Raw genomic sequence first — 21,560 nt, forward strand, 5'->3', positions numbered from 1 at the left:
AGGTACGCCATAACAGCGCCCTCTCTTCTTTCCTGCACCCGTCATTTGCACGGATTATGCTGTTTTCATTACTTCACGGAACCTACCATACCTGCAACAAAATGTTTCTGCATGATGAAGAAAACGATTGCTGTAGGCAGTGTTGCAATCACGATTGCTGTCATGATAACTCCGTAATCCGGAGAATAACCAGCACCCAGATTTGAGATCAGCAGTGGAATCGTTTGTTGGTCAGGTGTTTGCAATACAATGAGTGGCCACAGATAGTTGTTCCAGCTACTCATGAATGTAATGATTGCTGCCGCTGCATATGTTGTTTTCATGGTTGGCATATAGATTTTCAGGAAGATCCCGAGTTCACTCAAACCATCAATACGTCCAGCTTCCAGCAAGTCTTTCGGGAACATTTTAGTGTTCTGACGGAAGAAAAAGATCAGGAACGCTGTTGCAATGGTTGGCAAGATCACTGCTGCCATGGTGTTAATACCGATAACCGGTGCAACTCCCGAGATTGTTGCAAACATACGATACAGTGGTACCATAATCGCCGCAAACGGGATCATCATGGATAACAACAGGATATTAAACACAATGTCACGAGACTTCGTGCGATATACCTCGAAGCCATAACCTGCCATGGAACCAATAAACAGTGCCAAGAGAGTGGAGACCACAGAGATAATCGCCGAGTTTCCGAGAGCCTGTACCAGATTCGTCGAATCAATCAGTTTGTTGAAGTTATCAATGAAAGCTGAACCCGGTAACAATCTGCCTTTGGTTACATCGACAGATGCATTCGTTGAACTGACCAGCATCCAGAAAAAAGGGAAAATGGATACAAAGGCGACGATGGATAGGAACACATACGTGAAAATCCGTTTTGCTTTAGCTTTAGCCATTTTTATTATCACCTGCCACTTTAAACTGGATGATGGACAATACAATAATCAAGATTACGATGGAGTACGACACTGTTGCTGCATAACCGAAGTCCGGTGAATATTTGAACGAAAGGTTGTAGATGTATTGTGAAATCGACATGGTCGCATTACCTGGACCACCTTTGGTAATATTCATGATCTCATCGAAGATTTGCAATGTACCAATCGTTGATGTGATGGACGTGAAGAGGATAATCGGTTTAAGCAAAGGTACTGTGATTTTGAAGAATTGTGTAAAAGCATTCGCTCCGTCAATTCTTGCAGCTTCATAGATCGATTGATCGATGTTTTGCAGGGATGACAGATAGAAAATCATGTTATATCCGGTCCAACGCCAAGTAACGGCGATTATGATCGTAATTTTAGCCCAGAACGGGTCTGTGATCCATTGAATTGGATCGCCAATAATGTGCAAGCCCATCAGGAATTGATTCACCATTCCATCTGGTGCGAACAAATATTTGAATACAACAGAGTACGCTACCAATGAAGTTACACAAGGCAAGAAAATCGCTGTACGGAAGAAGCTCCGGAAACGTAGTGTGCTGTCATTCAGCAATACGGAAATAAACAAACCAAGAATAATCATTACAGGCACTTGAATAATCAAGTAGATAAATGTATTCGATAATGCTGTACGGAATGTTGTATCAACTAACAATCTTTTGTAGTTAGAAAGGCCCGAAAATTCAAGATTGGCTCCTACACCAGACTTGAACGATAAGAGCAGCGCTTGAATCATCGGGTAGAAGTAAAATGCAACAATCCCGACAACAGCCAGCAAAACAAAAGCCCATCCAGTCAAATTATTTTTCTTTTGGAGACTGTCTCCTGTATTCATGGCTTTCACAGTATGGCTCCTCTCTCTCCATGGAACATGGGTAGAACCCACGGAGCCTCTCGCCATATCCGGTTCGACTTGCGCCGGACGTGGGAGACGGCTCCGATGTTTCCTAGGGTTCTATAAGTTACCTTGGGTATCTTAGTTTAATTGTGCTTCAGCTTGTTTTTGTGCATCAGCCAGAACGTCATCGATTGATTTACCGTTCAGGAATGCTTGCATTTCTACAACCAGAATATCTTCAATGGCATAAGTGTTGATACCATAGTTTACGCTTGGAATTTCTTTCGTCCAATTCGCAAAGTCTGTGAAGATTTTTTGTCCGCCGAAGTACTCGTCTTCTTTGGCATAAGCATCGCCATCAACTGCTGGTTTGTACGTACCAATTGCGCCGATGTTGTTCAACAGATCTTGATACAATTGTTTGTCAGAACCAAATGTTTTTGCTACAAAATCAGCTGCTTGATCTGCACCAGGAACGTTGTTCATAACATACCAAGAGCTACCACCCAGGTTGGATGCGTGAACAGAGTTTGGTTGACCAGCCATTTTCGGCATTGGAGCTACAGCCCATTTACCGGATTGGGAAGCTTCTTGACGTACAGATGGTGAGAACCAGTTACCTGTAGGAATTGTTGCTACGCTACCGTTATTGGCATTGGCAACGAATTGACTCCAGTCAGAGTGCAATTTAACAATGTTGGCATCCATCATCGCTTTGTATGTGATGAAAGCTTCTTTCAGTGCAGCGTTAGTAGCAATGTCAGGTGTTTTACCATCTTCTGCGGAATACCATTTACCTGCAGTTTGGATCATCATACGAATCAAACCAAGGTCATTCGGGTCAAGAGAAAGAAGCTCTTTACCTGTTTTAGCTTTTACGTCTTTACCAATTTGGATGTAGTCATCCCAAGTGATGTCTTGCAGGTCAGCTGCTTTGTAGCCAGCTTGCTCCAGCAGATCTGTTCTGTAGTACAAACCAGCAACGCCGGAGTCAAATGGTACTCCATATTGTTTGCCATCAAAAGCTGTTGGTCCGAGTTTGTAATCTGCAAAGTCGGAAGCCGTGATGTTGGAAGACAGATCTTTGAACGCATCAGGATATGCATTCAGGAAGCTTTGTGAACGATAGTCTTCAATCAGAACTACGTTTGGAAGACCGCTGGCAGTTCCGGAGTTAAGACCTGTGTTCAGTTTCTGGATGATATCAGCTTGAGCGTATTCAATGATGTTGATTTTCACATCAGGATTTGCTTTTTGATATGCTTCTTTTGCTGTTTCCATTGCAGCTACGTTAAAAGCTTTGTCCCAAGCCCAAACCGTAATTTCATTTGTTTTTTCGTCACCACCACTAGCGGAATTACCTCCGCCACCGGATGAACATGCGGACAACAGCAGTACTGTAACGAGCATCAATACCCACATTTTTTTCAAAACATTCAACTCCCCTTCGACCTCTTTGTGTGTAATTTGTTTGCGTTTTCTGAAAGCGGTTGCTTTCGATGTATTCATCTTATCATTCCCATATCTTCATTCGTTAGTAATAATTTTGTACGGATTTGTCATCTTATTGCCACAATGAAAACCTTTACAGAAACCGTTTGCATTAAATTTGGCTTTTTGTAATTTCTTTTGATTTTGTAATTTCTTGATCTTGAAATAGTACAAATATGTATTTTGCTTTACCTCTGACACGCGAAAATCCCCCGCCTCTGTAGAAAACAGAAGTGAGGGATCTCGATTTTAAGTGTATTTAATGGAATCGGGTTTCGATTCAACTCGTGATTAAAGGCAGTGTAACGGTGACTCTCGTTCCTTCCCCAACCGTACTCATAATGGTGACACCATAAGGTGAACCATATAATAACTCAATACGGTCATGCACGTTGCGAATACCGATACCACTGAATAGTTGACGATTGTTCTTTGGATTGGGTAGCGTTTCTCCCATGACAAGTCCTTCAATTCCATCCCCATTGTCCATAATCTCACAGATGAGTGATTCTCCCGCTCTGGAAACCATGACATGAATCGTACCCGTTTCTTTCTTGATGAATCCATGGAAAAATGCGTTCTCGATAAACGGCTGTATGACCAGCTTCGGTACATGGTAATGTGTACAATCCGGAGCGACGTAGAAAGCTGCTTTAATCCGGCCTCCATATCTGACGTGATTAATGAAGACATAATTTTTCAAATTCTCGACTTCTTGTTCCACTGTAACCGTCTGACTCACATCACTAATTGTATTCTGTAGCAATCCGATCAGCGCATTAATGGTCTCCGCTGCCCTGTCCTTGTTACCTTGTTGCACCAGAACTTTGACAGAAGCAAGTGTGTTGTACAAGAAGTGCGGATTAATCTGACTCTGTAAAGCTGCAAGTTCTGCGTTACGTTGTTCATGCTGGGTCTGCACTAACTGATCCACATAATCATGCAACTCATCAAGCATGTAATTGTAAGCATGACCCAGCTGCCTGCTCTCGTAGCTTCCACTCACTGGAATGTAGTTGTCCAGATCACTTTTCGTAATATTGGACATCTGCTTCACAAGTCTGCGCAGTGACTTGGTAATCTGGCTGGTGATGAGAAATACGAGAATAAGAGCCCCTACAACAATTGCTGCACAGATTAGGGCAACCGTCTTCATGTCGATGAGTTGACCCATCGCCAGATCCTTATCGACGACATTGACAATGTAAAACCGATAGAATGGTAAATACTCCGATAGAACAACGCTATCCTGTTCCATCACACGAGCATTGATGCTCCTCGGAGACGTTTTGTTCATTTCTCGGGCATAGGACAGCAAATCCAGCTGAGTTGTTCCGATCCAGTCTTCACGATTCGATGATACAATCTCACCTTTTTCATTCATAATGACCACATCATTGCCACGACTTGTAAAGCTGCTGTAAAATTGCCGGAATATGTCTTCTCTCATCGTGACATAGAGCGTACCGTATATCCGGCTGCGTGTTCGGTCCGTCAACGCTTTCGTCGCAGAGATCATCTGCTGACTTCCGACCGTTGCATCGTTTTGGTAATCATCAAAGATAAGACGACTCGGTGTCTCAGCGGCTTCCACCGTAATCGGTTCCTCTTTCAATTCATCCACTGACTTCTCAAGGTGAGCACGATTGGTGGAATAACTCCGCCCATTGATCCCGATAATCGTTATCCCTACTTCATACGATTCCGTTATCGATTGAACGCGGTCCATCGTTTCCCGCATATTATAGAAGGATTTGGCCATCGTGAGGGAATCGGCATCTCCTTCGGACAGGAATCCTCGAATCGCTCCACTCTGCGTCACATTATTGGATACGGCAGCAATGGCCTCATTAAAAGATTCAAAATTTGTTTTGATCTGATTAAGCACCTTGGAGTTTGTGATACTGAACGTCTCAGTAAACAGATTGGTTGACATGTGAATGGTCGTCCATAAGATGAGTACAGAAACGAGGACAATACTGACCACCATAACCAGAAACAACTTGGGAAATAATCCGAGACGAGATAATTGGTTCATCCATTTCTTCATGATCTTATCCTTCTGACTTTATGCCCAGAATTTGCGCCGGTATCGGCTTGGTGATAATCCGGTGAATTTTTTGAATACTTTGCAAAAGTAACTATGATCGGAATAACCTACCATACTGCTAATCTCAGAGATCGTTACATCATCGGATCGTAGCAGTTCCTCGGCTTTTTCAATCCGAATTTTATTTAAGTATTCATTAAATCCTTCTTTTTTGTGAGATGAGAAATAACTGGATAAATACGATGGATTAAAATGAAAGTGTTTGGCTACTTCAGCAAGCCCGAGCGGCTGATCAAAGTGCTCATGCATGTAATCCAGCAGCATCTTCATGTTGGGATCACTTCGTTTTCCACCCGCACCAACGGTGCACTCCTGAACTTCCGTCATGAATTGGTCAAGCACAGTCATGACTTCGTCCAGGCTTGAAGCCCCGTCCACATTTTTAAAATACGTATATTTGCTCTCTTCCAGCCCGGCAGACTGGACATCCATATCCGCGAGGGTAATGGTCACGTTAAAGATCAAGTTACCGAGAAATGATTTGATCTCAAACACATCGGCAATATAATCCCGTCCAAGTGTTTTTGCATGATCCTGTAAATACTCCCTTGCCGCTTCGACCCGGTTACGCTTCACATGCTGCAAAAACATATTCACATTAAACTGGTAACCTGCGGGATGCATTGGAGGCAGTTCACCATAGACCAGGATTGGTCGATCCTTATAATAGAAACGATATTCAATCAGCTTAATCAGGCGTTCCCGGTAAACAACACCCATCTGTTCAAATGAAGTAAAGCTTTCACTAAGCACCCAACCAGGACTGCCTTCTCCTGCTGCATTTTCACTGGCCAACTGTCTGATCCGTTCAAGCATCCATTCATCTCTCGCAGGATCGACATTAAGAAGCATCACAGGTAATGTACCCTCTGCGGGAACCATTGCACATTCTACTTCAGGCAGATCACTGCGGAGCTTGGACTCAATCTGCTCCTGATCCATCTTCAGTGGATTCCCTCCAGCACCCACGGGTTTATACACAAGCAAGCGAAAGGATTCATACGGAAAGGTATCTCGAATGATCGGCATTTCACTATCTTCATCCAATGTAAATCCGGACAGCATCTTCTCCATCAGTTGCCCAAGTCTCCAGCCATCATGCGACGGCTCGAACTGTAGCTCCGGAATTTTACCCGCTGTGCGTTGAAGGACTTGCAATAATTCATTTGTATCCAGCTTGGGTTTCAGTATATAATCGGCTGCCCCGTGCTGAAGCGTTGAACGTACATACTCGAATTCACTGAAGCTGCTAAGTACAATAACTTCAATCTGCGGATTACTGGCTTTTAGTGTACGGACAAACGTTTCGCCATCCATGACAGGCATGACAATATCGGTGATCACAATATCCGGTTTTAACAGGTTCACCTGCTGTAATCCTTCTTCACCGTTGGAAGCTTCACCCACAATGAGAAATCCTTCCGCTTCCCAGTTCATATGGTGCTTTATGCCCTGTCTTACCAGAAACTCATCGTCAACAATCAGCACCTTGCATAACCGGTTCATGATCGCGACCCCCTTGTCTAATCTTTCCTCTATATCTGTACAGGCTATACCAACTATTATATATCGGTTATAAACACTTTCCAGTGTTAGCGGTTACATTAATTTTAAATTAATTGTACATCTTTTTATATCCTAAAACGATCCTTTAAGCAATGGTAACTATCTATAGTTTACACTATATTTCGACAAAATAAGAAGCCCCGACTCGCCATTTGATCATCTGGCGAATCAGGACCCCTATTTCAATCCTTTATTTCGTTAAATCACTCACTTATGGTTCAATTCCCCATTGGAGACTTCCCGCGATATAACCGGTGACTTTGGTCCAATCCGTATAGGAAGTCTGACTACCTGCAAAAGAATAATCATCCGTTTGCGTATAGTTGGTCCAATTGTTCTTGGAGATGCGCGTATGGATTTCCGTGCTTTGTCCCGCATTCAGTGTTCCAGCCGAAGCTGTGAATCCAATCTCAAGCACGTGATCAGCACCTGTCCGTACCGGATTGAGTGCACTGAACGTGCCTGTTACATTCGCACTGCCAGCCGTCGCCCAGTCAGCGAAAAAGTTCTGAGGCTGTTCACCGTTTATCGTGTAATAATATCTGATTTTCACATCAGACAGATTCAAGGCTGTAGTACCCGTATTTGTCAGTTTGAATTTGGGACTAATTGAGCTGCCCGTCGCTGAAGTGTCGCTGTTAAACATCTCAATGCGTATGGTTCCAACAGGTGCAGCTGTCGTGTCTTTAATGAGCAGATTCAAGGTCGCAGGAGCACCTGCGCTGAATTGAAAGGTTAGCGTTGCTGCACCATTTGGCAGTGAAGCCAGGTAGTTTTTACTTAATACGACCTCATTGCCTGTCAACGTGTAATCTGTACCTGAAACCAGCGTTGCATTCCCGTTGCGAATGGATGCAAGTGTATTGCCGTTAAGTGTTAACGTGACTGGAATATTAACCTGATTGCCTGCTTTGCGATCAAACTCGGCTGTAACCGGTGTAATCGCAGAGTTGGTCACTGGAGTACCCCCGCCGTCTCCTCCGCCATTGTTACCTCCAACACGGTCAGCATACAAAATTCCGCGGCCATTGGTTCCGAGATATACTCTTCCATACAAACGCGGATCACCCGTAATTGTGGTTACACGAGCATACTGATGCTGATCATCATTGATACGAACCCAATTGGCACCACCGTCATCGGAGCGGAAGAATCCACGTGTTCCATCGATCTGTGCAACCGTGTATAACGCAACAACGTTTTGCCCAGGGGCCGCTTTACCAAATCCGATACTGTCTGCTTCCTCTACATTGGCAAGCTTCGTGAATGTCGCGCCTGAATCCGTGGAATGCCATAATCCGTAAGGACCTTTTTCCTCACTACCACCTGCAAACCAGAGTTCGCCTTCAACACCTGGAACGGCATCCAGATCGGCATTTCCTTCCATCGGAAGTCCAGTCGCAGATGATGCCGTGAAAGTAGCACCACCATTCACACTCACATAGATTTTACCCGCTGCAAATCCATAAAATTTGTTTGGATTGACACGATCCGAAATCACTTTTGCCTGTGCAGGTATGCCCGTACTTGCCGTCCAGGAATTGCCGCCAGTCGAATAATGTACGCCTTTATCTGACGTGCTCCATACGAGTCGGTTACCATTCGCAGAGATGGCTACGGTCCCCCCTCCGGTTGTGCCGGCAGGTTCTGCATTGGCCTTATACCACATAGTGCCTCCGTCACTGGACAAACCAATGGATTTTGCATTGGGATCAGCAGCATAATCTGCTTTACCTACGCGAACCATCGTATTTGGACTTAACTCTGCAAAATCCAGACTTTCTGTGGAAGGATAGTTCGGGCTCGTAAATATGGTAGCTGGAGCCTGGTCCAGATTGTTATGACGGAATCCGGAGACATCTCCCAATCCGCTTATCAAATGTGCACCACTTGGCGGGCTGACCAGATCCAGCACGGCAATCTCCTCAACCCCCTTCGCCATCACTGAAATATTGATTTTTTCATCATCATCCCAGTCTGTCAGGTTCTTCGTTCCATAGATCGTAGCACCCGTTCCATACATCATGCGATCCGAATCAAACGGATCAATCTCCAGATCACCGATCATCCAGCCCAGTTTTGGGGTTGTTTCGGGTGGGGCAGGATTGGTGCCAAATGTGAGCCATGGCGCTGCCGAAATATCCTGTGTATAACGTAACTTCCGATTCGGATATCCTTCAAATTCCCATATGCGTGTCCACGTCGCTCCGCCATCTGTACTGCGGAACAAGGTGGCATCCGGCCACCAGGAATTTAATGTCGCAACCATCAATGTACCGGGATTCTGTGCATCAACAGCCAATCCGCCATATCCAAAATAATTATCCGTGCTGCTGCTTGGAACAGGGCTGATGTTGGTCCAGACACCTGTAGACGTATTCAGTTTCCACACGTCACCTTTTGTCCCATCATAGGGTCCAACACCATCGCTATACGTAATATAGAGGCTTCCGTCTGAATCAAACACACCATGATGCGGAATATAACCTGTAGGTTGACCAGCAACAGCTGACCAGGTCAGGCCGCCATTTGTGCTGCGATATACGCTTTGATCTTTATCCGCAACACCCACATAGATTGTCTGGGTTGCTTGCCCTGCCGAACCTGTTGTTTTGTCAAATGTAATCCATGCCAGACCTACGATGTCACTGGTATATTCATTCGAAGGATCTTGCACATAATTTCCCGGATTCGGGAAGCTTGTGACTTCGTTCCAGGTCACACCGTAATCGGTACTTTTCCATAACCCATGACCACTTCGTGCACCGAAATACAGAATACTGTTATCATTTGGGTCCACGGTCAGGCGTTCTCCCATTGAACGTCCCGGCATGTTGCCGCCCACTTTGAACGGAAGTGTTGTGGTCTGCCATGTATCTCCCCGGTCCGTAGAGCGCAAGATGGAGCCATTATTTTGGTCCCACGAATTCGTATACGTCCCAACTGCCATATACACCCGATCGGGATCCACCGGGTCCGTAGCCAGTGCGTCCACACCATTCTTGTTCCAGTCATCCCAGCCGACAAAATCCGTTAAGGGTATCCACCTCTCGTCAGCCGCATTCCAGCGATAGGCACCCCCGATATCCGTACGGGCGTAGATCAGATCCTTTTCCGACTCGTTGAAAATAATGCCCGGTACAAACCCGCCTCCTGCACCCGTCACCACATTTTTCCACTCATAGGCTTCACTTGGTGCCGCCGCTGTCGTTCCAGCAAGTCCTCCCAGCGAAGCGGTTACTACAGCAACCGTCAGGCTCATCATTCGTAATTTCCCCATAAACGTTCTCATATCAACTTATCCTCCTCTTCTACTTCGTTACTGCATTTCGGTCTATCCCCGCTGTCTCATCGTGCTGATGATGGCGTGCCAGACGAATCAATGCATCCCTTGATACAAGAAGCCTCACCCCCTTCCAGCCATAGTGTTAAGCGCTTACATAATTGTTCTTGATTCGCGGTTATCTGGATAATACTTTCAATAAATAACATTCGCTGGCAATCTCCAAACCCCTCTGTCGAAATTCCGATTTTTGTAAAATATTTTCAGTGTTTAAAATTGTTTATACAACAAAAAAAAGATGCTGTTAGAACAGCACCTTTCGACATTTTATATAAGAGTAAAAAATGGAATCGTTTCTTTCCTGGCAAACCAGGCAGAGGTTCACTAAGGTTCACTACATAATTATTGCTGGCTACCATAAGCGTGAGTCTCCTGCCCTTTAACGCCCGGTCTGATGACAAAAAGCGAGCCCGCATCCGGTGTCTCTTTCAGACGTTCTTCCTTAATCCCTATACGTGCTGTTGTAACGTATAACTCTTCGAGATCCGGTCCACCAAAACAGCAGGATGTTACCTGATCTGCCGGCACCTCGATCTGTTGCAACAGTTCTGATGTATGCGGGTTCCAACGAGTGACTCTTCCTCCGCCCCAGTGCGCAACCCACAGCATGCCCTCACCATCAACCGTCATCCCATCCGGAAAACCGAATTCCTCCGGTATGTGAATGATACTTGTCCGATTTTGTATCGTACCTGCCGTCAGATCAAAATCAAACCGGTCAATAGAACGTGTCGGGGTATCAATGTAATACATGGTCTGCCGATCCGGACTCCAGCCCAGACCGTTGGATGTAGACACACCTTGTACCATTGTGCGAACGGGTTGCCCTTGCTCCAAACAATACAATGATCCGGCTTTGCTCTCATTATTCATGCTCATCGTGCCTGCCCAGAAGCGGCCCTTCGCATCACATTTTCCATCATTAAAACGATTGGTATCCTTATCTTGTTCAGGGTCTTCAATAGCCTGCAGCTCACCCGTAAGCAAGTGATACGTATGGAATCCACTGCGTAAAGCAACCACAACTTCGTCACCACGATAGGGAACAACAGCCCCGACATGTTCACCGACATCATAAGCCTGATCCTGCCCTGTATCTGGATCATACACATGCACCTTGAAGCTTTCAATATCTACCCACAACAATCGATTGTTCTCCGCATCCCAGCTTGGACCTTCCCCCAGTAATGCCGGGGTTTGTACTGCTACAGTTACGTCGCTCATGCCATCACGTCCTTATTCAGATTTGACGCCGCCTGACCATTCGAATCCGATGGCATCCAAGAATGCTTTGGACAGTACCATATGGCCCGTTGCATCCGGATGTACCCGGTCATAAGTCAGCACAGACGTATAGAAATGATCCCAAAATGGAGCAAATGCAGCCTGTGTATCCACATACACCGCATCATACTCACTCGCTACCCTGCGTACCGCTTCTCCGTAGATATCCATCGTTGCCCGCATCGGGTCTTCCGGATTAGCCTCAAGATAATAAGGTGTCATTAGTACCAGACCTTTCAGGTTCGGACGAACCGAAGCCACCAGTTCACGCAATGTGGATTCGTATTCTTCAAGAAACACATGTGAGTCTGTTGACAATGGGTTGTCGAACTGACGCCATACATCATTAATGCCAATCATGATCGTCAGCCAGTCCGGTTTAAGGTCCAGCACATCACGATCCCAGCGCTGTTTCAGATCACGAATCGTATTTCCACCATTACCCACATTTTGGACACGCAACATCAATTCCGGATAGATGGACCGCAAGAGGGCATAGACTTGCGCTACGTAACCATGTCCCAGACCGGAGCTACCTTCGCCTACTGGATGTTCCCGACCACAATCTGTAATCGAATCACCGATAAACAGAAGCTTGTCATTTTTTTGCAATTTCATCGTTATTTTCTCCTTCGCTCCAAGGCGCTAATATAAGAATAATTGATTAATCAGACCGTTAAGTTGTTATCCAATCAGTGATTACCAACCTTGATTCTTGAGCCATGTGAGACACAGATCTGACCATACCCGAACCGCGTGGTTGTCCTCAGCCAATCCAAGTCCATGTGAGCCTTTCTCAAAAACGTGCAAGTCATAGGGAATGCCATGCGCACCCAATGCAAGTGCGTAACGCAAGCTATTCTCTACAGGCACTGCCTGGTCATCGCTGGTATGCCAGATGAACGCTTCAGGAGCATCCGCTCTTACCTGCTGCTCCGCACTGAAAGCCTTGATCTGCTCGGCAGAGGCGTCCGACCCAAGCAAATTCTCACGGGAACCGGCATGTCCATAGAACTCCATCGTAATGACCGGATAACAGAGAATAACTCGGTCCGGGCGTGAACTTTGGCGTTCAATGAGGTCCTCATGATCCGGTTGTCCCTCGTCATACAGCGTTCCCAGTGTTGCTGTGAGATGTCCGCCTGCGGAGAAACCAAGCACTGCAATCTTGGCAGGGTTGATGCCATACTGCTCAGCATGCGCACGAACATAACGTATGGCACGCTGACCATCTGTTATAGGTGCAGGATGCTGGTGAGGCGCCACCCGATATTTCAGGACAAATGCACTTATACCTGCACGGTTCAACAATTCGGCTATTGGAGCACCTTCATGATCAGCCAAAAATCCATAGCCGCCACCTGGACATACAATGACAGCGCTCTCGGAACCGGGCTGAATAAATGGAATCAAATGTGGCATTTCGTCTTCATGGCCCTGGGCTGCATAAGGTGCAGCATGATCCCATAAGGGTATCGTTGTTGTCATCTTCAATCATCCTCTCCAAGTAGAACGGATACATGGGTCCGTTTAAACGTTTTCGAATCTCAGGAATCGATACCATCATAACGGTAATGACCCTAACGCATCAATACCTTCCTGACATCACTTTTTGATCATTTGGGTACATGTTAGTACAAATTACGGAACTGTTCAGGAGTCACCCCCTCAATCCTGCGAAAGGTTGCTACAAAATGGCTTGCATCCCGAAACCCTACCCTAACTGCCGTTTCCCTAATCGTGGGTCTGTCGTCTGCGGTCATGATTTCCTTGGCTTTGCGAATGCGTAGCAAAATGAAATAACTATAGGCTGTCATGCCAAAGGACTGCTTGAACAAGGTGTTCAGATGTCTGGATGAGATCCCCGTGACGTCAGCCATATGTTCGAGACCAATCTCGGGATTCGCATAATGCTGTTCCATGAATGCAATGAGCGGAGCGAGTCTCTCCACGGCATGTGAGATGGAAGAACGATTGCCGGTCATGCCATGTTTTTTGAGCAAAATCAGAAATCGGTATATATCCGCTGACGCCTCGAGTCCCGACAAATCCTGATCACTTCTGATCGAATCCAGCACTTCCTGGCCGTAATCATTGAACGGGCTGCTCTGCTCCCACTGATGGAACGCCGCTTCACCCAGACTAAGTGACTCCAAGATTGTCGGACACTGGGAACCGCCAAATGTAATATAGAATGTCTCCCACTCTCCTTGGGCGCGCACATATTCATGCGGTTCATTCGGTGGCAGCAAAATACCGGAAGCTTCCCCCAGTATGACCGTGGACCCGGCAAACTTGAATTCTCCGGCTCCCTTTACTGTCTGAAGCCAATGGTAACAGGGATACCCCACAGATCTGGACACCTTCTCCTGATTGCCGTTATAACCTAGGCTCTCAATATAAAGGGGTAACGGCTGATCACGTGATGTCATGAAATATCGTTGATGTCGGGGGGAGATAAACATGGGATGCCTCCTTGGGTATAAGCTGAAATAAACTTCCGTATTCTTATATGAGTCATTACTTTTATTATATTTTAAAAGTCATATGTATCATATAGTATAGGATTATTCTTATACAAGAGGTGAACACATTGATTAGTAACAAACTGCCCAAAATGTTCTACGGGGGCGATTACAACCCGGAACAGTGGGATCACGAAACCCACCTTGAAGACCTGCGCATGTTCCAATTGGCAGGCATTGATATTGCCACAATCAACGTATTTTCATGGGCACTGATTCAGCCTGATGAAGTTACATACCGTTTTGAAGAACTCGACCAACTGATTAATCGCTTACATGAAAACGGTGTCTATATATGCCTTGCAACAAGCACTGCTGCCCATCCGGCCTGGATGGCAAAGAAATATCCAGACGTGCTTCGTGTAGATGCCGATGGACGCAAACGCAAATTCGGTGGGCGCCATAATTCCTGTCCCAACAGCCCGACCTATCGCAAATACGCTGAGAAGATTGCGGATAAACTGGCCGAACGATACAAGGATCACCCCGCGGTTCTCGTATGGCACATCTCCAACGAATATGGCGGTGAGTGCTACTGTGACAACTGTGAAAAAGCTTTCCGCGTGTATCTGAAAGAACGCTATCAGACTATGGAACAGGTCAACAAAGCATGGAATACGAATTTCTGGGGGCATACCTTCTACGATTGGGACGAGATTGTATTACCAAGCAACCTGAGCGAACATTGGGGTAACAATAATTCAACGTTCCAGGGAATCTCGCTGGACTACTCTCGCTTCAACTCCGACAGCATGCTGGATTGTTATCTATTGGAATACAATGCGATCAAAAAACATATTCCAGACTCCGTTGTTACTACCAATCTGATGGGATTCTTCAAGCAATTGGACTATTTCAAATGGGCAAAATATTTGGATATCGTCTCCTGGGACAGTTATCCTGGTCTCGCAACACCCGTCAGCTTCACGGCAATGGCTCATGACCTTATGCGCGGACTGAAGGATGGTCAACCGTTCATGCTGATGGAGCAAACACCAAGTCAGCAGAACTGGCAGCCATATAACTCACTGAAACGTCCAGGTGTCATGCGTCTGTGGAGTTATCAATCTGTTGCGCACGGGGCCGATACCATTATGTTCTTCCAGCTTCGCCGCTCCATTGGTGCCTGTGAGAAGTATCACGGTGCAGTTATTGAGCATGCTGGGCATGAGAATACACGTGTATTCCGCGAAGTCGCTGAGCTGGGCAAGGAATTGCAGATCCTTGGAGATACCACGCTGGATGCATCTGTTGAATCCAAAGTAGCGATTGTGTTCGACTGGGATAACTGGTGGGCCATCGAAAAATCAAGCGGACCTACGGTTGCCCTGAACTATGTGGATCAGATCCATAAATACTACGCAGCCTTCTTCCGCCGCAACATACAGGTAGATATCATCAGTGTGGATACGGATATGAGCAAATACGACATTGTCCTTGCCCCTGTTCTTTACATGGTTAAACCAGGGTTTGCCGCCAAACTGGAGAAGTATGTTGAAGCAGGTGGAACATTCCTGACAACCTTCTTCAGCGGCATTGTCAACGAGAACGATCTCGTGACTACAGGTGGATATCCGGGAGAACTTCGTAAACTGCTCGGAATCTGGGTGGAAGAGATTGATGCCCTGCTGCCTGAGCAAAAGAACCGCATTGTCCTCAAAGAAACCTACGGTGATCTTCAAGGAGAGTATGGCTGCGGCATGCTGTGTGACCTGCTGCACAGTGAAGGAGCCGAAGTCATCGCGGAGTATGGAGACGACTTTTATAAAGGCATGCCTGTTGTGACACGTAATACCTTTGGCCAAGGTGAAGCCTGGTACGTTGCATCCGACCCGGATGAGCACTTCCTGGATGGTTTGCTGGGACAGCTTGCAGCAGCCAAGAACGTAGAATCCTTGCTTGAGACACCAGAAGGTGTTGAAGTAAGCGCACGAACCAAAGACGGCAAACCCTACCTGTTTGTCATGAACCATAACGCAACCACACAATCCTATGATCTGGGAACAGCTAAGGCACATGATCTGCTCACCAATCGTGAGCTTTCGGGAAGTGTTGAGATTGAAGCCCGTGGAGTGCAACTGCTCGAAATGAAATAAGCGATTTCGCTTATTTGGAATCATTCGGAATAATATAATGTGATAGAAATACCCGTGATACAAAGTGTCACATATTCATTCCTTTTATACTTGTTATTGTCTTCAGCGAGGATATTGGTATAGATTTCAGACCTTTATCGTCTTCTGTAAGCCAAAAGCTGCTACTTCCCGTATCCGTCTACACCGGATACGGGTTTTTGGCATGATCTGTGGTCTTTTTGATAGAAGGAAATATCAGTATGCAAAGCGAATTGGACGAGAAACACATTTTAACAAAGCCTGCCGGAACATGCTTGTGAATCCTGATGCTGATCCATTATAAAATAATGAACAGTTGAAAAATTGGTGACACTCATGATGTCACTTATTCGTTGTTACAATAGAAATATAACTACGACATCACTTTCCGGCGGCGCAGATCGAAACGGAGTGGCTGACATGAACAGAACAAATCGGCTTGCTGCCATTGTAATGGCATTACAGCATGGTCACGAAACGGCACACTCATTAGGTGAGAAATTTGAAGTTTCCCGTCGCACGATTCTTCGGGATATTCAATCCCTCTCCGAGATGAATGTGCCCATTATTGCCATTTCCGGTCCGGGAGGCGGTTTCAGTCTTATGGAGGGTTACGTATTACCCCCATTACAGCTGGACCCGGTAGAAGCAGCGACTCTCTTATTCGCTCTTGAAGGTCTAAGTCGCTACGCCGACACACCCTTTCATGAGAAACGCTGGACCCTGATGAACAAAGTTAAGGCTATCATTCCGGATGATATTATGTCGCGAATTGATCCCATGCTCAAACAACTGCATCATCATATTCCAGACCGCAATTACATTCTTCCTCATCTGGACGCACTGCTGGCATGTATACCCGAACACGGGTGGCTTAGTGTGCTGTATCGCTCCGCATCACGTCAGCGTTGGTTGCATATCTGTCCCACACGGGTATATGCTTCCTCTGGCTTCTGGTACTGTGAAGCATATTCCCTCGAACATGTTGAACAACGTCTGTTCCGGGTTGACCGAATTATCGAAGTCAAAGCGATCGAACCACAGGATGCACAGATGCTTAATGAACAGGCAGAGCAACTGCAGAGTAAGCCGATCCCTCCAGAACAGCCGCCAACCCTGGTTAAGGCACAACTGAGTTATCGGGGAATGATTGAAGCTGAACAGGACGAGCATATTGGTGAAAAGATGATTGAAATTGCCCCGGATCTCTGGGAATTATCATTCCTTTGTCCACCAGGGGAATGGGACTGGGCCGTACGATTCTTTTACCGATTAGGACGTGAAGCCGAAGTGATTGAACCTCTCCAACTTCGCAGTGAGATTCGTCAGCATGCCGAGGAAGTGAGCCGGAGATACCTTGCTTCAACCAAGTCGTAGCTTGACTACACACAAAAAGGAGCCTACTGATATCATGACATATGAAGCCGTTATAACGTACGAAGAAGCAGTACAGCGTATCCAGTCTATAGGGCTGCTGCCACTGGCACCACTATTTGCCGATTATCCTTCTCTGTCATCGCTAACCCCCAAAGAACATTGGCACAAGGATGATGAATTCGATCCTTGGTTATGGCGTTCACGCCTAGCTGAAGAGGGCATTGCTGCATATGGAAAATTTGTCAAAAAGAAAGCGCTTCTTGTCTCATCTGAATACTTCCCTTGGGTACACCGACTGCTTGCCGACTCCAGAACCATCAAGGAACAGTATGAAGCGGGTCTGCTCTCCCGTGAAGCTTTCAAACTCCATGCATTAGTTGCAGAACAAGAAGGCATCGATGGACGTGCCTTGCGATCACAAGCCGGTTTCGGGGCAAAAGAGGACAAAAAAACATTTGACCGTGGACTTCTGGACCTTCAGGGCTGTGCAGCCATTGTGATCAGTGGCACCAAAGAAAAAGAAGGGCTCGCAGAAGGCAAAGTCGCCTGGAACAGCTCCGCATACGAGACTGCTGGTCACTGGATGGAACGTCACGGCATTAAGCCATATGAAGGCAGCATAGAAGAGGCACGTGAACTATTGATTGTGCAACTACAACAACATGCTTCACCTGCAGCATTATCAAGAATCTCCAAAGCGCTTGGCATCCGTGGAATCTAAATAAAGCCAATCCCGGTTGTAGTGCAAATTTCAACCGGAATTGGCTGTGGTTCACCCTATAATGCAACCCAGACGATCAACAGCCCCCATCGACAATGGATTTAGAGAATTACGCCATCCTTGAATATGGCAATCTCCCGGAATCCATGTTGCTCACTGAGTGTGTGTGACCGTCCTGAAGCAATATCAATCAGCTGGCTGAACAGCTGCACTTTCACCTCATCCATCGTCTGCCCCTCCAACAGCTGGCCTGCGTTGAAGTCAATCCAGTGTTTTTTGCGATTTGCCAGATCGGATTGGGTCGCAATCTTGACTGTAGGTACCGGGCCTCCGAATGGAGTCCCCCGCCCTGTTGTGAAGAGCACAATATGTGCACCCGCCGCAGACAGTGCCGTTACAGATACCAGGTCATTACCCGGTGCTTCTACAATGTTCAGACCGGTTTGAGTTACACGTTTGCCATAACGTAGAACGTCAACTACGGAAGAACGTCCTCCCTTTTGCGTACATCCAAGTGACTTTTCCTCTAGCGTTGTGATGCCACCAGCCTTATTCCCAGGTGAAGGATTCTCATAGATGTTCTGGCCATGGTTCACAAAATATTGCTTGAAGCCGTTCACAAGGTCCACCAAATCGTGAAATACCTGCTCATTGGCAGCCCGGTTCATTAAGATCGTCTCCGCACCAAACATCTCCGGAACTTCCGTCAGAATAGCCGTACCCCCGGCAGCAACCAACATATCAGCAACTGCACCGACCAGCGGATTGGCTGTAATGCCGGATAAACCATCGGAACCGCCACACTTCAAACCAATTTTAAGTTTACTGAGCGGAAGCGGCTGCCGTTGTTCATGTTCAGCGATCTCCACAAGTTCTTCCATCAGTCGAAGCCCTTCCTCAAGCTCGTCATCCGTTTCCTGTGCTTTGAGAAACCGTACTTTACCGCGGTATTCCGGAGCAATACACTCACGGAATTCATCGACCTGATTGTTCTCACAGCCCAGACCGATGACGAGCACGCCTCCTGCATTCGGATGCTCCACCAAGGAGGCCAGCAACTGTTGTGTATACTTCAGATCATCACCAAGCTGTGAACACCCGAATGGATGCGGAAAGTGAAATACACCATCTACCCGGCTTCCAAACTGGGACTGACCCATACGTGCCAAAGCTTCACACACTTTATTGATACATCCAACCGTATTCACAATCCAGATCTCATTACGAATACCTGCGTCACCATTGGGGCGCAAATATCCATCAAAAGAGAGCAGATGTTCCGGAGGCATGTCCGTCTGAACCTGCGCGCCCGGCTGATACTCATATTCAAGTAATCCGTGCAGACCCGTCTTCAGGTTGTGACTATGAATCCAGCTTCCCTGCTCGATCTGCTCTTGGGCAATCCCGATGGAGAAACCATACTTCATCACATCATCACCCGGTGCCAGGGTATGCACAGCAATCTTATGCCCTTTGGGCACGTCATCCAGCAAGGTAAAAGAAACACCGTCTGGCAGGGTAATGCATTCTCCTTTGGCATAATCCCGAAGCGCTATAATGACATCATCCTGTGGTTGAATGGCAATCCAGTCATTGATTGTACTTGTTGTGTTCATTTCCCTTCACCTTCCAACAATCCGATTTCACGAACAAGTGCTGCACGCAGCCCTTCTCTTGCATCCAGATTTTCGCCCCAGATCAAGGTATCCGACAACACAGCCGCTACCCGGTTATCCAGTTGGTTCTGATCTCTGTTAAGCGTGTCATAACCGTCCCAGTGTGCAGCCAAAGTAGCCAGGACATCCGGGTCATCCCGCAGCAGAATGTCCTCTCCATTCAGTCGTTGTGCCTTGTAACCTTCTGGCGTATTTACCGGACGATAGAGACACAATAATCCAGCAAACCCTTGAATTAAACGTTCTGGCCAACTTCCCTGATTTTGCTCGTAAGACAAAAGTGTTGGCAGCACACGCACCTTGAATTTTCCGATCGTATTCAAAGCAATATCTTGCAATTTGTGATCAATATACGGGTTAAGGAACCGTTCGAACACTTCTTCTGCATACTGGTCCAGCTGATGATCGGGCATATCCAGAGCAGGGACGATCTCCTGATGCACAGCTTCCCTGATCCATGTGCCAAAATGTGGATCTTCCATCGTTTCTCTCACATGCTGCTTGCCTTGCAGAATACCTAGTGATGACATTAAGGTATGTGCCCCATTCAAAATACGAACCTTGCGTACCTGAAAAGGCTTCAGATCTTTCACCCAATGTACATTGAGACCTGCCTGCTTGAGAGGAAGTTTTTTGTCCAATGATTCATCACCCTGAATGGCCCAGAAATGATATGGCTCTGCCGTATTAATCAACTGGTCCTCATACCCCCAACGATTTGTCAGGGAATCGGCTTCCTCCTGGGTCGGCGCACCTGTGACAATTCGGTCTACCAGATTGTTCAAGAAGTGATTATGGTTCTCGATCCATGAGCGGAAGCCATCCGAATACCCATAATCCTCACTATGACGGAGGACACAACTGCGCAGCACATCACCATTGCCTTCAAGCAGCTCGCATGGCAGATGAATCAAACCTCTGGATGGATCACCATCAAATTTCAAATATCGCTGATGCAGGAAAACCGTTAATTTCCCCGGAAATGATTGGACGGGTTCACCCTCGATATAGTCCGCATACGTATATTTCAATCCTGATTCGGTTGTATTGGAAATAACGAACTCAAGTGAAGGCAGTTCCGCCAAGTTCAGAAAGGCATCCCATTCCTCATACGGATTGATACACTGTGAGAAAATGGAGATCAACTCTGTCCGCTCAACCGGCTTTCCTTGAGACAGCCCACGCGTAATCATCGTATATAATCCGTCCTGATCACGAATCTGCTCCAGCTTGGCTTTGCCTCCCGGTCGTGGTTGGGTAACAGCTACACTTCCATGGAATTTGCCTTGTCTGGCACTCTCATGAAGCATCCAGTCTGCAAATCCCCGCAAGAAATTACCTTCTCCAATCTGCAAAACCTTCACGGGACGCTCCATAATCTCCTTGCACTTGCGCTGACCATCGCTCCCCAGTAAATTCAGCTTCAACCTTGGCCGTTTTGTGCTTGCCGACATGGACACTCACCTCATCGATTATTTGTACTGTCGGAATGCAGTTCAAAGGCTCTGCACCCTTTTATTGTAAACGCTTTAAATTCATTGTATCATCAATAAAAGGAAATTAAATTG

The 21,560-nt window shown here is 46.5% G+C and carries 15 protein-coding genes; 3 read left to right on the plus strand and 12 right to left on the minus strand.

What is annotated here, in order from left to right; genetic code table 11:
- Positions 1-68: 68 nt before the first annotated feature.
- From AC6CIF_RS01760 to AC6CIF_RS01805, 10 genes are all read right to left on the minus strand, one after another.
- Complete coding sequence (locus AC6CIF_RS01760) at positions 69-899, minus strand: carbohydrate ABC transporter permease (protein ID WP_036609483.1); 831 nt, start codon at positions 897-899, stop codon at positions 69-71.
- Positions 892-1,782 (minus strand): carbohydrate ABC transporter permease, encoded by an 891-nt coding sequence (locus AC6CIF_RS01765; RefSeq protein ID WP_036610887.1) that lies wholly within the window; start codon positions 1,780-1,782, stop codon positions 892-894. The genes AC6CIF_RS01760 and AC6CIF_RS01765 overlap by 8 nt, the downstream gene beginning before the upstream one ends.
- A gap of 141 nt (positions 1,783-1,923) precedes the next feature.
- Positions 1,924-3,207, minus strand: a complete 1,284-nt coding sequence (locus AC6CIF_RS01770; RefSeq protein ID WP_372238354.1) for an extracellular solute-binding protein — start codon at positions 3,205-3,207, stop codon at positions 1,924-1,926.
- A 349-nt stretch (positions 3,208-3,556) separates the two neighbouring features.
- Complete coding sequence (locus AC6CIF_RS01775) at positions 3,557-5,326, minus strand: cache domain-containing sensor histidine kinase (protein WP_237175991.1); 1,770 nt, start codon at positions 5,324-5,326, stop codon at positions 3,557-3,559.
- An 18-nt stretch (positions 5,327-5,344) separates the two neighbouring features.
- The gene (locus tag AC6CIF_RS01780) at positions 5,345-6,892 is read right to left on the minus strand and encodes a response regulator transcription factor (RefSeq protein WP_237175992.1); all 1,548 of its coding nucleotides are present in this window, start codon (positions 6,890-6,892) and stop codon (positions 5,345-5,347) included.
- Positions 6,893-7,163: 271 nt separating this feature from the next.
- Positions 7,164-10,244 carry a cellulose binding domain-containing protein gene (locus AC6CIF_RS01785; protein ID WP_423804594.1) on the minus strand — a complete coding sequence of 1,027 codons (3,081 nt, stop codon included), beginning with the start codon at positions 10,242-10,244 and terminating at the stop codon, positions 7,164-7,166.
- A 393-nt stretch (positions 10,245-10,637) separates the two neighbouring features.
- The gene (locus tag AC6CIF_RS01790) at positions 10,638-11,519 is read right to left on the minus strand and encodes an SMP-30/gluconolactonase/LRE family protein (RefSeq protein ID WP_498197551.1); all 882 of its coding nucleotides are present in this window, start codon (positions 11,517-11,519) and stop codon (positions 10,638-10,640) included.
- A 12-nt stretch (positions 11,520-11,531) separates the two neighbouring features.
- Complete coding sequence (locus tag AC6CIF_RS01795; protein ID WP_047842445.1) at positions 11,532-12,197, minus strand: SGNH/GDSL hydrolase family protein; 666 nt, start codon at positions 12,195-12,197, stop codon at positions 11,532-11,534.
- An 81-nt stretch (positions 12,198-12,278) separates the two neighbouring features.
- Complete coding sequence (locus AC6CIF_RS01800) at positions 12,279-13,067, minus strand: alpha/beta hydrolase (protein WP_498197553.1); 789 nt, start codon at positions 13,065-13,067, stop codon at positions 12,279-12,281.
- Between the two features lie 143 nt (positions 13,068-13,210).
- Positions 13,211-14,044 carry an AraC family ligand binding domain-containing protein gene (locus AC6CIF_RS01805; protein WP_498197555.1) on the minus strand — a complete coding sequence of 278 codons (834 nt, stop codon included), beginning with the start codon at positions 14,042-14,044 and terminating at the stop codon, positions 13,211-13,213.
- Positions 14,045-14,172: 128 nt separating this feature from the next.
- Between AC6CIF_RS01805 and AC6CIF_RS01810 the strand changes: the two genes are divergently transcribed.
- The 3 genes from AC6CIF_RS01810 (at position 14,173) to AC6CIF_RS01820 (ending at position 18,316) form a co-directional block, all read left to right on the plus strand.
- Positions 14,173-16,200, plus strand: coding sequence for a beta-galactosidase (locus AC6CIF_RS01810; RefSeq protein ID WP_498197557.1), 2,028 nt, complete (start codon positions 14,173-14,175; stop codon positions 16,198-16,200).
- A gap of 438 nt (positions 16,201-16,638) precedes the next feature.
- Positions 16,639-17,595 carry a helix-turn-helix transcriptional regulator gene (locus AC6CIF_RS01815; protein WP_498197559.1) on the plus strand — a complete coding sequence of 319 codons (957 nt, stop codon included), beginning with the start codon at positions 16,639-16,641 and terminating at the stop codon, positions 17,593-17,595.
- A gap of 34 nt (positions 17,596-17,629) precedes the next feature.
- Positions 17,630-18,316 carry an AlkZ-related protein gene (locus AC6CIF_RS01820; protein ID WP_498197561.1) on the plus strand — a complete coding sequence of 229 codons (687 nt, stop codon included), beginning with the start codon at positions 17,630-17,632 and terminating at the stop codon, positions 18,314-18,316.
- 101 nt (positions 18,317-18,417) lie between these two features.
- Here the strand turns inward: AC6CIF_RS01820 and AC6CIF_RS01825 are convergent, their stop codons facing one another.
- Positions 18,418-19,932 (minus strand): UxaA family hydrolase, encoded by a 1,515-nt coding sequence (locus AC6CIF_RS01825; RefSeq protein ID WP_498197563.1) that lies wholly within the window; start codon positions 19,930-19,932, stop codon positions 18,418-18,420.
- Positions 19,929-21,446 (minus strand): tagaturonate reductase, encoded by a 1,518-nt coding sequence (locus AC6CIF_RS01830; RefSeq protein WP_498197564.1) that lies wholly within the window; start codon positions 21,444-21,446, stop codon positions 19,929-19,931. Before AC6CIF_RS01830 ends, AC6CIF_RS01825 begins: the two co-directional genes overlap by 4 nt.
- Positions 21,447-21,560: the final 114 nt, after the last annotated feature.

It is taken from the genome of Paenibacillus sp. GQ49, from assembly GCF_059759055.1.